The organism is Klebsiella michiganensis, from assembly GCF_015139575.1.
Lineage (GTDB): Bacteria > Pseudomonadota > Gammaproteobacteria > Enterobacterales > Enterobacteriaceae > Klebsiella > Klebsiella michiganensis.
The window spans coordinates 4,311,552-4,324,337 of sequence record NZ_AP022547.1 but is presented as its reverse complement, the minus strand read 5'-3'; the positions used below and the strand labels follow the sequence as shown (position 1 = coordinate 4,324,337).

The window sequence follows — 12,786 nt, the reverse complement described above, 5'->3', positions numbered from 1 at the left end:
ATGACGTTATCGCCCTCTTTTGCGAGAAGGGGGGCGATGATGGGAGTTGAAAATGTTTGATACCCTTTCGAAAGCCGGAAAATATTTAGGCCAGGCGGCGAAAATGATGATCGGCGTCCCGGATTACGACAACTACGTGGAGCACATCCGCGCGACCCATCCGGAACAAACGCCGATGACCTATGAAGAGTTTTTTCGCGAGCGTCAGGACGCGCGCTACGGCGGTAAAGGCGGCGCGAAGTGCTGTTAACCCTCTTTCGGCAGATACAGGCTGATCTGCTCCTGGGTGCAGCCGTATATTGCCGCCAGCTTTTCGCGGGTGCGCTTTTGCGGGCGGGAATCGATAGCTTCTAGCTGGGATACCGCCGACTGGCTAATCCCGAGCTTATTGGCCACCTCCTGCTGCGACAGGCCGCGCAAAATGCGCCAGGCCGCCTGCAGGCTGACTTTCTCTTTATCCATGATGTCGCAGACGTCACCCGGCAGCATCACGTTGTCGTAGATATCGTGTTCTACCGGAATATCTTCAAGATCGGCTTCCGTTTCATCATCCAGCTCGGCTAGCTGCAAACACATCTGGAAGTATTCGTCGTAGGGGATCACCGCGTACTGCGCTTTCCCTTCATCATCCTTAATTATCTGAACAGCCATATGGCATATTCTCCTCATGCAAATAGGTTGTTGAGGTTCTGCGCTTAACGGACACGATAAACAGGTCGCTCAGCGTCAGCCCCTGACGTGTGAAAATGACCCGATAATCCCCTACCCGAAGACGGTAATGATTCTCTGGTTTAGATAACTTTCTGACATCGGGCCGAGGAGCCGTACGGTCACCTAAATCAGCTAGCCTGCTTTTGATTCTCTGCTGATAGCGATAATCGATATTTGCCGGTTCCTTTTTTGCCACTTTTGACCAGATGAGCATGCTATGTACCTCCACTGTACACCTCAGTTGAACATAAGAAAATAATAAGTTTATAAGATAAGTTTGTTATTTTCTTATGAGGGTACCCTAACGCAGAATCGTCTTCTGGCGAAGGCAGAAACATCGGCTTTGCGAGGCGGCTCGAAAGCGCCTCCGCCGGGCGGCAGAGGCGAATAAAACGGGGGATTAACCGGCGAAACGTTCGACCTTCTCAAACGCCGCGCGCAGGGTTTCGGCGTTCAGTTCAACCGGCAGAAAATGGATGGACTCCACCGGGCGCAGGGTATGGGCAATCACCTTATCCAGCTGTTCGCGGTTGTTGATGTCCACCTCCAGCGCCGCCAGCGTAGTCGGCAGATTAAAGCGCCGGTACGCCTGCACCAGCTGCGCCAGCACGTCGTCCTGGCCGAGCAGGGCGCTCTGGACCAGAATGCCGTAGGCGACTTTGGTCCCGTGAAGATACTTCTCGGTCTGCGGCAGTACCGTCAGCCCGTTGTGCACCGCGTGGGCGGCGGCGACGCGGGTATAGCGCTCGCCCAGCCCGCCGACCATACCGCCGCCGGCGATAACCGCATCCACCACGTCTCGAAACGCCTGGGTCAGCTCGCCGCGCTGCTGGTCGGCCAGCGCGGTTTCGCTGCTTTCCAGCAGAACATCGCGGATCGCCAGCGCGCCGTTGATACCCAGGCGCACGGTGAGCGGCAGCGTCTCCGGCTGCGGAGCCAGCACCACCGCTTCATACCATTTCGCCAGCGTATCGCCGATGCCCGCCAGCAGATATTCCGCCGGCGCGTTAAGAATAATGTGCGGCTCCACCAGCACCAGAAAGTTGGCGTCGTCGAAGATTTCAAACTGCAGCGCCTGACCGGCATCGTTATACCACACCGACAGCGGCGTCCACGCCGCGCAGGTGGCGGCGATGGTGGGGATGGCCACCACCGGCAGGCCGAGGCGACGGGCCAGCGCCTTCGCGGTATCGAGCAGCGCGCCGCCGCCCACGCCAATCACCACCGATCGATCGTCGCCGGATGCGCGGGCCAGCTCGCTGACGTCGCTTTCGCTGCAGTGGCCTTTAAATAATATTTTTTTGGCGCCAGGCGCGTTAAACGCTGCCGGCAGGAAAGCCTGCGCGCCCGCGATAGCCCGCTCGCCGTAAACCCACACCGCGCGTGAAAGCTGTTCTTCGCTGTAAAAATCCTGCAGCCGGGCAAGGCTGCCGGGATGGGAATAGTAGTTGGCGGGGCCGGGGACCACGCGGATATCGCTGTGACTCATCAATGTTGTCCTTGTGCTGTTTCGCTAACCCGATGTTATGTCTGGACATCCGGATGGCTAATATTATTTCGCTTTATCTTATGCCTTTTATGCATTTGTCAGTCAAGGACAGCTATGAAAAATTCGTTAAATCAGAACATTAATCGACAGGGTGCAGGGGATGACCGGCAATCGCCTTGAGATGCAAAATATTAGCCTGGCCTTTTCCGGCTTTCGGGCGCTCAGCAACGTGGCTTTCACCCTGACGGGGGGATCGGTGCATGCGCTGACCGGCGCCAACGGCGCGGGTAAGTCCACGCTCATGGCGGTGCTGTGCGGCACGCACGCCCACTACGAAGGCGAGGTGGTGATTAACAACCAGTCGGTAAGCATCCGCTCGCCGCGCGATGCCAAACAGCTGGGGATCCATCTGGTGCAGCAGGAGGTTGACGTGGCGCTGGTCCCGGGCCTGAGCATCGCGGAAAACATCATGCTCGACAGGCTGGCGGAGCCGGGGATCGCCTTCCGCTGGGGGCGGCTGCGCCAGCTGGCGCGCGAGGCGCTGGCTCAGCTTGACGTCAGCCTCGATGTACGCCGCTCCATCGACAGCTGTACGCTGGCGGAAAAACAGCAAATCCTGCTGGCCCGCGCGCTGTCGCATCACTGCCGCTTTCTTATCCTCGATGAACCGACCGCGCCGCTGGACCAAAACGAAAGCGAGCGCCTGTTTGCGGTGGTTCGCCGCCTGCAGCGGCAGGGCATTGGTATCGTGTTTATCTCGCACCGTATTCATGAATTAAAAGCGGTCTGCGACACCCTGACGGTGCTGCGCGACGGCCGGCTGATTGAGAGCGGGCCGATGGCCGACCTGAGCGGCGAGCAGATCGTCGAGAAGATGCTCGGGCACGAGCTGAGCGATATCTTTCCGCCGAAGCGGCCGCCGCATAGCGATGAGGTGCTGCTACAGGTTGAAGGGCTGCACGACGAAGGGCTGCTGCAGGATATCTCGTTGCGTCTGCGCAAGGGGGAGATTCTGGGGATCGCCGGACTGGCGGGCGCCGGGAAAACCGAGCTGTGTAAGGCGCTGTTTGGCGCCAGCAAAAGCCGTTTGACCCGCGGCGAACTGAACAGCCAGCCGTGGCGACCGCGCGACCCGGCGGACTCGGTGGCGCGTGGTCTGGCGCTGGTGCCGGAAGAGCGGCGCAAAGAGGGCATTTTTATCGAAGAAACGGTGGCGATGAACCTGGCGGTCAGCACCGATAGCAGCTTCTCCCGCTGGAGCCTGTTTGGCCATCGTCAGGCCTGGCGCTGGGCGGAAGAGGTGATCGCCCGGGTGGGCATTCGGACATCGGGTCCGGCGCAAACCCTGCGCCGTCTCTCCGGCGGCAATCAGCAAAAAGTGGCGATAGGCAAATGGCTGCGCGGCAACGCCAACGTCCTGATTTTCGATGAGCCGACCAAAGGGGTCGACGTCAAAGCCAAAACGGATTTATTCAATGTGATCGACGGCCTGGCGCGGGAAGGCAAAGGGGTGATTTACGCCTCGGGCGAATTCGCCGAGCTGGTCGGCCTGTGCGATCGCATCTGCGTGCTGTGGGACGGGCGCATCGTGGCGGAAATTGCGGGCGCGGAGGCCCGGGAAGAGAACATTCTTTATTACTCCACCGGAGGAGCAGCAGCGTGAGTAAGGCCCTGGCAGTTAACGCGACGGTATCGGGCCGTCAGCGATTTTTCGATTTTCTCTACAAATGGGGCATGTTGCTGACCGTCGTCCTGCTGATCGCCGTTTTTGGCCTGGCGTCGGACAACTTCCTCGACCCGTTTAACATCATCAACATCCTGCGTTCCATCGCCATCGTGACGGTGATCGCCATCGGCGTATCGATATCCCTGACCATCGGCGGTTTCGATTTGTCCGTGGGCTCCACCGCCTCGCTGGCCAATGCGCTGGTGATTTCGCTGTTTGTCTGGCACGGCTTCGGCACCACCGAGGCGATCCTTATCACCCTGGCGCTCTGTACCTTAGTGGGGCTGTTTAACGCGTTTCTGATCGTGATCCTGCGTATTCCCGACATGCTGGCGACGCTTGCCAGCCTGTTCGTGATTCAGGGCGTGGCGATGACCTACAGCTACGGCGGGTCGATCACCGAAAACATGGTGCTGCCGAGCGGCGATATGGCGGAAGGCGCGATTCCGGCGGCGTTCGGTTCGCTGGGGCAGGTGCCAACGATAGTGATCATTATGCTGGTGGTGACCGTTATCGCTCAGCTGGCGCTCTCTTTTACCACCCACGGACGGCGGATGTACGCCATCGGCGGCAACCCGGAAGCGGCGCGCCTCTCCGGCCTGCGCATCACCCGTTACAAAGTGGCGGCGTACGTCATCGCCTCTCTGCTGGCGGGGCTCGGCGGCATTCTGCTGGCGTCGCGCATCGGCTCATCGCAGGTGAACGCCGGCGGCGGCTACCTGATGGATGCGGTGGCGGCGGCGTGGATTGGCTTCTCGCTGGCCGGTTCCGGTAAGCCGAACGCGCTCGGTACGCTGGTAGGGGCGGTCATTTTAGGCGTGCTTTCCAACGGCCTGGTGATGCTCTCGGTGCCCTATTACGCGATGGACATTATTAAAGGGCTGGTGCTGGCTGGCGCGCTCGCACTGACTTATTTTCAGCGCCGCATCTAAAATTTTACCCGTCATTCTTCAAATTGCAGGTGTGTTGGCTGCGTTCACTCACCCGAATCACTTACTTATGTAAGCTCATCGGGATTCGTTTACTTGCCGCCGTCCTGCAATTCGAATTATTTAGGGTAACAAAAAGGAAACACTATGAAAAAGATAACATTTTCACTCATCGCGCTGGGGTTGTTCAACGCTGCAGCGGCCTTTGCTGAAACCCCGACGCCGCTTCCGGCTGCCATTGCTGAACACAGCGGGCCGATTCGCATTGCGGTGATCCGCAACTTGGGCTCCGACGATAACACCACTCAGTTTGTCTCCGGAGCGATCCAGGAGGGGAAAAAGCTCGGCTTTAAAATCAGTACCTTCCTCAGCAACGGTGATGACGCCAAATTCCAGGACTTCGTTAACCAGGCGATTAGCCAGAAATACGACGGCATTATCCTTTCTCAGGGGCGCGATCCCTACGCCACCGCGCTGGTGAAAAAAGCGGTGGACGCCGGGATCAAAGTCTCGGTCTTCGATACCGCGGTAAACGGCCAGATCCCGGGCGTCACCGTCACCCAGCAGGATGATGCTTCGCTGACCGAGCTCTCCTTTGGCCAGCTGGTGAAAGATTTCAACGGCAAAGCCAATATCGTCAAACTGTGGGTCGCGGGTTTCCCGCCGATGGAGCGCCGCCAGGCGGCCTACCAGACGCTTCTTAAACAAAACCCCGGCATCAAAGAGCTGGAATCCATCGGCGCGGTCTCTTCCGACGTGCAGGGCGATACCGCCAACAAGGTCGGCGCGATCCTGGCGAAATACCCGAAAGGTAAAATTGATGCTATCTGGGGAACCTGGGATGCGTTCAGCCAGGGTGCCTATAAAGCGCTGAAAGAGAACGGCCGCACTGAGATCAAACTCTACAGCATCGACATTTCCAACCAGGATCTGCAGCTGATGCGTGAATCCGGCAGCCCGTGGAAGGTGAGCGTAGCGGTGGATCCTAAGCTTATCGGCGCCACCAACGTGCGCCTGATCGCCAATAAGATTGCCGGGGAACCGACGCCTGCAACCTACGACTTTAAGGCGGCGGCGATCCCGCAGGCGCTGCTGGCGGCGCAGCCGGGGGCGGTTAACGTCGCCTCGCTGGGTAAAATTATCCCGGGCTGGGGCCAGACCGAAGACTTTATCGCCCCGTGGTTCGCTACCCTGGAAGCGAAAAACAAATGAGTGTTTTGCCAACACCAGAATACAGCCGCAATATGCGGCTGATCGGGCATAGCGATCAGGGGGGACGCCCGGACGGCGTTCAGCTGATGGTCCATCGTGGTTTTGCCTATATCGGCCATATGGTCTCGCAGGGCTTTTCCGTGGTGGATGTGCGCGACCCTAAACATCCGCAAACGGTCAACTACATCGCCGCGCCGCCCGGTACCTGGAACGTCCATTTACAGGCGCACGATGATCTGCTGCTGGTGATCAACGCCCGGGATCTGTTCGCCGATGCCCGCTTCGCCGACGAGAAGGTGTACTACACCCGTTCGGTGGGCGAGACGGTCAGCGACGTACGGGATAGGGGCTGGAGCGCCGGGCTGCGGATTTTTGATATTTCCACTCCGGATAAACCGCGAGAGATCGCTTTTCTGTCGCTTAACGGCATCGGTATCCACCGAATCTGGTACGTCGGCGGACGCTGGGCCTACGTTTCCGCGCTGATTGACGGCTTTAGCGACTACATTTTCCTGACTATCGACCTGGCCGACCCGCGCAAGCCGGAGGTCGCCGGGCGCTGGTGGCTGCCGGGGATGAACCAGGCGGCGGGGGAGACCGCGCAGTGGCCGGAAGGTAAGCGCTATGCCCTGCATCACGCGATTATCGCCGGCGACACCGCCTACGGCAGCTGGCGCGACGGCGGCCTGACCCTGCTCGATGTGCAGGACCGCACTCAGCCGAAGCTGATTAGCCACCGTAACTGGAGCCCGCCGTTTGGCGGCGGCACCCACACCGCGCTGCCGCTCCCGGATCGGGATCTGCTGGTGGTGCTTGATGAGGCGGTGCTGGATAACCAGCAGGATGGCGAGAAGCTGATCTGGCTGTTCGACATTCGCGACCCGACGAATCCGGTGAGTATCGCCACTTTCCCGCAGCCGGACGAAGCTGACTACGTGGCGAAAGGGGCGCACTTTGGCCCGCATAACCTGCATGAGAATCGTCCCGGCAGCTTTGTCAGCTCAACGCTGATTTTCGCCACTTATCAGAACGCGGGCGTTCGCGCTTACGATATTTCCAACCCTTATCGACCGGTGGAAACCGGGGCGCTGGTGCCCGCCGCGCCGGCGAAAATGATGGATACCCGCCCCGGTCGCCCGCGGGTGATCCAGTCCTGCGACGTGTTCGTCGACGCGCAGGGAATTATTTACAGCACCGACTATAACGGCGGGCTGTCGGTGATTGAGTATCTGGGGTAGGGGATTGTGGGTTGTTGCCTTCCCGGGTTGCGGCGTAAACGCCTTACCCGGGCTACCGGATCGCAGATGGTGGCGAACCCGTAGCCCGGACAGATGCGAAGCATCGCCTCCGGGGAAAAGAGGCAAATACCCGGAGGCGGCGCTTGACGCGCCTTACCCGGGCTACCGGATTGCAGACGGTGGCGAACCCGTAGCCCGGACAGATGCGAAGCATCGCCTCCGGGGAAAGAGGCACATACCCGGAGGCGGCGCTTGACGCGCCTGTCCGGGCTACCTGATCCCAGACGGTGGTGAACCCGTAGCCCGGCTAAGCGCAGCGCGAGCCGGGAAAGGCTGGACGGAGATTCAACCGTACTGGCGAATTCGCGCAATCAGCTCATCCACGCTGTCGATACGCCCGGCAATCACAATCAGCGCTTTACCCAGCGTGATGGCGTGGCGCAGGCATTCATGGCGCATGGCGTCGTCCTGGATAGTATCGATATCCGCCACGTGCGACAGCCCGACGCTGCGGCGAATCAGTTCGGTGCCGCAGAAGCCCACCGCGTCGGCCCACACTTTCTTCAGGAACGCGGAGGCATAGCCGGGCCAGGCCAGCGCGGCGTCGCGGGATCTCTCCGCCGCCAGCGCCTGAAAACGCTCGGCAAAGGTGGTCCAGAACTGCTGGATATCGCTGAGGCGCTGTTCGCGAGCGGCGGCGGCATCGCGAATGCCCAGATGCCCCGGCAGACCGCAATAGTTGAGCAGCAGGTTGCCGATGGCGGTGCCGATATCGAAGCCAATCGGGCCGAAAAAGCCGAACTCGGCGTCGATGGCCTTAAAGCTGCCTTCGGCGACGAAAATCGAGCCGCTGTGGATATCGCCGTGCAGCAGCGCTTCGGCATGGGAAAAGAAGCGATGCTTGAGCGCGGCCACCGCCAGCTTCAGCTGGGCATCGTCGCGCAGGGCGGCGACATCGGCTTCCAGCGCGGCTGGATAGCTGTTGCGCTCGTGAACCTGATACGGGTCGTTAAAGAACAGATCCTCGGTGATTTCGCACATCTCGGGATTAATAAATTGCGCCACCTGGGCCTTTTTCTCGTGAGGAGGCAGATAAAAGTCGCTGGTGTGGAACAGCGTCTGGGCCAGGTATTCCCCCAGCTGGCTGGCGGCCTGGGGGTAGTAAACGTTGTTGATCAGCTCCCCGCGCCAGATGCGGTGATCGGAGAGATCTTCCATCACCATCACCGCCAGCTCGGGATCGAAATGCACAATCCGCACCGTGTGCTGCGGGCAGTGCTGATAGTGAGCCACCAGGGTTTGTGCTTCAAGGCGCGCGCGGTCAAGAGTCAGCGGCCAGGATTCTCCCACGCAGCGCACGTAGGGCAGCGCCTGCTTAACGATAATCCGGCTCACGCCCCTGATATCGAAAATTTTAAACACCAGGTTGAGGTTGCCGTCGCCCACTTCCTGTGCGGACACCAGTTCTGACGGATTGTCGATACCGCCAAATTGTTGGGCGTAAGCCACCGCATCGCTGGCCGTGAAAGTATGGTATTGCGACATTGCCTCGATCCTCAAAATTCTGATTAAGCCGTTCAGACGTCTATACTTCTGGATTTCATCCTGACACAATGTGATACAACAACGCAACAGGGATTTAACTAAATGCAGACACTACAGACCACCAGCCTGCGGGTAAGCGAAAATCAGCTCTTTATTCTTGACCAGCAGGCTTTACCGCAGGAAAAACGCTGGCTGGCGGCGGATAACGTGGCGCTGCTGGTGGACCATATTCACGCCCTGCGGGTACGCGGCGCGCCGCTGATTGGCCTGTCGGCCAGCCTGCTGCTGGCGCTGCTGGCGCAGCGCGGCCTGACCCGCGATGCGCTATCTGAGGCGCTGGAAACACTGCGTGCCGCGCGTCCGACGGCGGTAAACCTGATGAATAATCTGGATCGCATGAAGCTGGCGCTGGCGGAGGAGCGCTTTCCACAGGCTCTGGAAGCGGAAGCGCTGCGCCTGATCGAAGAGGATAAACAGCTTTGCGCCAGCATCGCCGAGGCGGGCAGCGCGCTGGTGACGCCGGGCAGCCGCCTGTTGACCCACTGCAATACCGGCGGCCTGGCGACGGCGGGCGTCGGCACCGCGCTGGGGGTGATTGCGCTGGCGCATCAGCAGGGAAAGGTGGCGAACGTCTGGGTGGATGAAACGCGCCCGCTGTTACAGGGCGGACGTTTGACCGCCTGGGAGCTGGGTGAACTGGGCGTGCCGTATCGGCTGATTACCGACTCGATGGCCGCCAGCCTGATGGCGCAGGGCCAGGTCGACGCGGTTTGGGTGGGCGCTGACCGTATTGCCGCCAACGGCGATGTGGCAAATAAAATCGGCACCTATTCGCTGGCGGTGCTGGCGAAGTATCATCAGATTCCCTTTTACGTGGCCGCGCCGCAGACTACCCTGGACCGCCATTGCCCGAACGGCGCGGCAATCCCGATTGAACAGAGGGCGGCCGCCGAAGTCACCGGCGTCGCCGGCAGCTTTGGCGCGGTGCAGTGGGCGCCGAAAGAGGCCGCCGTTTATAATCCGGCATTTGACGTCACGCCCGCGGCGTTAGTGAGCGGCTGGGTGCTGGACAGCGGCGTGGTGACCCCGGAGCAGGTCGCCGCCGGGGCGTTTGCGCCAGAAAAGGCCTGAACCTGAGCGAAAAAGGCGAAGCGACCTCCCTCGCTTCGCCTTCAACTTATGGCAGCACCATCTCTACCGCCGGAGCGGACTGCGGGTCGATATTACGGCCAAGCGCCGTCAGCGCCGCCTGGTACGGGCACAGCGTCCCGACGGCGGTGGTCCGGCAGCCCGCCTGATGCCACTCCTGGCGCAGCAGCGGATGCTGGCTATCCGGCGTTTGCAGGCGGCGTAAATTGTCCAGACTTTGCGCCTGGAAGTAGACGCGCAGGTAGCGTTTTCCGCTATGGGTGTCGCGCCAGCGTTCCAGTACCAGGCTGCTGCCCGGCGGGATATTGCCGCGGCTGTACCCTGGCAACTGCCAGCTAAAGTCCATTAACGTCCGCACCATGGCGATATTGGTATCGTGCGCCACCAGCAGCAGCCAGCGCACGTTCGGCGCGGCGCCCTCTTTTACCCCTTCGAGCATGGCGTTGAGCAGAATCGAGCCGCGTTTTTGCGCGGTATAAAACACATCGTTGCTCAGATCGTAGTTCTCCGTCAGCAGCGGCAGCAGGGCGGTGACCTGGCTGGCGCGGGTAATATTGCCCCACGCCAGCTGGCTGAGAGGCAGGTTCTCGCTCCAGCCCAGACGCAGCGTCTCAACCATATTGGCCATCACGCTCAGCCCGCTAATCGACGTTTTGCCGCTTTTGCTCTGCTCCACCTGCCACGGTAGATCAAACACCGGGCAGGGCTTATCGGGTACGCAGACCGCGTTTTTCAGCAGATGAATTGCCGGAGCCAGCGCCTGCCGACGCTGCGCCAGATCGCCGGCCGTCTTCTTCACTTCCGTCAGCTGGCGGGCGGGATCGGTTTGCGTGGCGGCAAATTTATCGGTCTGAAACAGCGGGTCGGCGTCGCCGCTGACGTGATGAATCATCACGCCGCAGCCGGGAAAGGCGCCGTCCACCAGCGCCTGGGCGGTGGCCCGCGTGCGCTGCAGGGGGCTGGCGCGCACGTAAATCTCTCCACTCGCCGGACAGCCCGCCGCCAGTAGTCCGAGCTGACGATAGCGTGCGCCTTCATCACGACCTTTATTGACGACGGCGGCGTAGCCGTGGCCGGTCAGCTCGCCGTCGTGGGTGGTCCACTGCGTCCACGGACGCTGGGTCGCGGCTTCGATAGCCTCCCGGTTGCCCTCCGTCGGCGGACGAATGCCGTGGCGGCTGAGCTCAACCACTTTTTCCAGCGTAAACTGCGCGGCGGCGTGGCCCGGCGCGGCCAGCAGCGGCAGGGCGCAGGCGAGCAGCAGGCGTAGCAAAACCTGATGTCGTACAGGCATCATAAAATCTTCCTTATAAGTTAAACGGTTATGACGAGAATGAGGTCTGACGCTCTATCGCGTGTCGCCTGGCAACAATCGCAGCGGTGGTAAAACAGAATAGCGCGGACATCAGGCCGGTGCCTACCCAAAACAGCGATAGCGTACTGAAGTCATACAGCGTTTTGCCATTTTCGATTATCGATGTTTTATCGATGATGATGCCGGTCAGAAACTCGCCGAGTCCCGCCCCCGCGTAGCTGGCGATACCGATGGTGCCGAGCGCGGCGCCCGCGGCTTTACGGGACGAAATATCGACGGCGATCAGTCCGCCAAGGAAGCAGGTCAACGCCCCGATGGTAGCGCCGAAGATAATCATCGCCAGAATATCGGTGTAGTAGCCGTGCGGCGACCAGAGCATCAGCGCGAAGCCGGCGGTGTTGAGCAGGCTGATAAAACCCGCCATCACGCTGCGGTTGCGCGGGAAGAAGCGGTCGGAGAGCATCCCGGCGATAATCGTTCCGGCAATACCCGCGATAGCGTTGACCCCGATAATCCCGGACGCTTCGAGGGTAGAGTAGGCTTTATCCTGCTCCAGGAAGAAGATCCCCCATGAGTTCACCGCGTAGCGGTCGATATACATAAACGCCGAGGCCAGCGCCAGCGCCCACAGGGCCGGGTTGCGCATCGCCAGCAGCTGGTTTTTAAACACCGAGCCGCGGGCTTCCGTCTCCTCCAGCGGTTCGTCGCGAATCTCGTTGATTGACGGGAAGCCGCAGCTTTGCGGCGAGTCGCGCATAAACAACAGCATCAGCACCACCCCGGCGGCGCCGAGCGCGGCGGTCGACAGATAGCCCATCTGCCAGCCGAATCCGGCAATCACCGCCGCGATCACCATATAGGTCATCGCTTCGCCGATGTTATGCGCCGTCGACCAGATGGCGTAAAAGGTGCCTCGTTCTTTACAGCCGTACCAGCGCGCCAGCGATACCACGCACGGACCGACGCCCATCGACTGCGCCCAGCCGTTAATCCCCCAGAAGATAGCCAGCAGCATGGCGTTGCTGGTCATCCCCATCATCAGGTTCATCCCGGCGCTCAGCAGCAGCCCAAGGCTCATATAGCGCACCACGTTGGCATGATCGGCGATAAAGCCGTTGACCAGCTTGCCGATGGCGTAGCTGAAAAACAGCGTTGAGCCGATCATGCCCAGCTCCGTCGGGGTAATGCCAAGCTCCACCAGCGCGCTTTTGGCGACGGTGAACGACAGCCGGCAAACGTAGAACGTGACGTACGCCAGGGTCATGGTAATAAAGGTTTGCCAGCGCACGCTGCGAAAGCGCCGCTCATCGAACTCTCCGCCCGCTTTGGGCGGCGAAGCGCGAAAAAATGCGATAATTCTTCCAGACATAATGGTATCTCCGAAGGTCGGAGGCCTGACTGATTAGTGTGGTTCGTCCATGAGGTTTAACCCGTCATACTTCAAGTTGCATATGCGTTGGCTGCGTTCGTTC

The 12,786-nt window shown here is 60.3% G+C and carries 12 protein-coding genes; 6 read left to right on the top strand and 6 right to left on the bottom strand.

Features of this window, described 5'->3' with window-relative positions; translation table 11 throughout:
* Positions 1 to 52 precede the first annotated feature (52 nt).
* Positions 53 to 250 (top strand): YbdD/YjiX family protein, encoded by a 198-nt coding sequence (locus tag JLG71_RS20405; protein WP_004130340.1) that lies wholly within the window; start codon positions 53 to 55, stop codon positions 248 to 250.
* Here the strand turns inward: JLG71_RS20405 and JLG71_RS20400 are convergent.
* From JLG71_RS20400 to JLG71_RS20390, 3 genes are all read right to left on the bottom strand, one after another.
* Positions 247 to 651 carry a helix-turn-helix domain-containing protein gene (locus JLG71_RS20400; RefSeq protein ID WP_004100084.1) on the bottom strand — a complete coding sequence of 135 codons (405 nt, stop codon included), beginning with the start codon at positions 649 to 651 and terminating at the stop codon, positions 247 to 249. The two genes, JLG71_RS20405 and JLG71_RS20400, sit on opposite strands and share 4 nt — an antisense overlap.
* Complete coding sequence (locus tag JLG71_RS20395) at positions 632 to 925, bottom strand: type II toxin-antitoxin system RelE family toxin (protein WP_074189018.1); 294 nt, start codon at positions 923 to 925, stop codon at positions 632 to 634. The genes JLG71_RS20400 and JLG71_RS20395 overlap by 20 nt, the downstream gene beginning before the upstream one ends.
* Before the next feature lie 186 nt (positions 926 to 1,111).
* The gene (locus JLG71_RS20390) at positions 1,112 to 2,200 is read right to left on the bottom strand and encodes an oxidoreductase (RefSeq protein WP_014228365.1); all 1,089 of its coding nucleotides are present in this window, start codon (positions 2,198 to 2,200) and stop codon (positions 1,112 to 1,114) included.
* 160 nt (positions 2,201 to 2,360) lie between these two features.
* Between JLG71_RS20390 and JLG71_RS20385 the strand changes: the two genes are divergently transcribed.
* The 4 genes from JLG71_RS20385 (at position 2,361) to JLG71_RS20370 (ending at position 7,305) form a co-directional block, all read left to right on the top strand.
* The gene (locus JLG71_RS20385) at positions 2,361 to 3,863 is read left to right on the top strand and encodes a sugar ABC transporter ATP-binding protein (RefSeq protein WP_200913780.1); all 1,503 of its coding nucleotides are present in this window, start codon (positions 2,361 to 2,363) and stop codon (positions 3,861 to 3,863) included.
* Positions 3,860 to 4,858, top strand: a complete 999-nt coding sequence (locus JLG71_RS20380) for an ABC transporter permease (protein ID WP_049071013.1) — start codon at positions 3,860 to 3,862, stop codon at positions 4,856 to 4,858. The genes JLG71_RS20385 and JLG71_RS20380 overlap by 4 nt, the downstream gene beginning before the upstream one ends.
* Before the next feature lie 144 nt (positions 4,859 to 5,002).
* Positions 5,003 to 6,067 carry a sugar ABC transporter substrate-binding protein gene (locus JLG71_RS20375; protein WP_014228368.1) on the top strand — a complete coding sequence of 355 codons (1,065 nt, stop codon included), beginning with the start codon at positions 5,003 to 5,005 and terminating at the stop codon, positions 6,065 to 6,067.
* Positions 6,064 to 7,305 (top strand): LVIVD repeat-containing protein, encoded by a 1,242-nt coding sequence (locus JLG71_RS20370; RefSeq protein ID WP_004848703.1) that lies wholly within the window; start codon positions 6,064 to 6,066, stop codon positions 7,303 to 7,305. The genes JLG71_RS20375 and JLG71_RS20370 overlap by 4 nt, the downstream gene beginning before the upstream one ends.
* Positions 7,306 to 7,650: 345 nt before the next feature.
* Here JLG71_RS20370 and mtnK read toward each other — a convergent pair whose 3' ends face one another.
* Entirely contained in the window at positions 7,651 to 8,850 is a 1,200-nt protein-coding gene (gene mtnK / locus JLG71_RS20365) for an S-methyl-5-thioribose kinase (RefSeq protein WP_103814103.1), read from the bottom strand.
* Positions 8,851 to 8,952: 102 nt separating this feature from the next.
* On the opposite strand from mtnK, the gene mtnA reads away from it, so the two are divergent.
* Entirely contained in the window at positions 8,953 to 9,981 is a 1,029-nt protein-coding gene (gene mtnA / locus JLG71_RS20360) for an S-methyl-5-thioribose-1-phosphate isomerase (protein WP_025106423.1), read from the top strand.
* Between the two features lie 46 nt (positions 9,982 to 10,027).
* On the opposite strand, the gene JLG71_RS20355 is transcribed toward mtnA, so the two are convergent.
* Both JLG71_RS20355 and JLG71_RS20350 read right to left on the bottom strand, forming a co-directional pair.
* Entirely contained in the window at positions 10,028 to 11,296 is a 1,269-nt protein-coding gene (locus JLG71_RS20355; protein WP_200913779.1) for a histidine-type phosphatase, read from the bottom strand.
* 25 nt (positions 11,297 to 11,321) lie between these two features.
* Positions 11,322 to 12,683 (bottom strand): MFS transporter, encoded by a 1,362-nt coding sequence (locus JLG71_RS20350; protein ID WP_200913778.1) that lies wholly within the window; start codon positions 12,681 to 12,683, stop codon positions 11,322 to 11,324.
* Between the last annotated feature and the right edge of the window lie 103 nt (positions 12,684 to 12,786).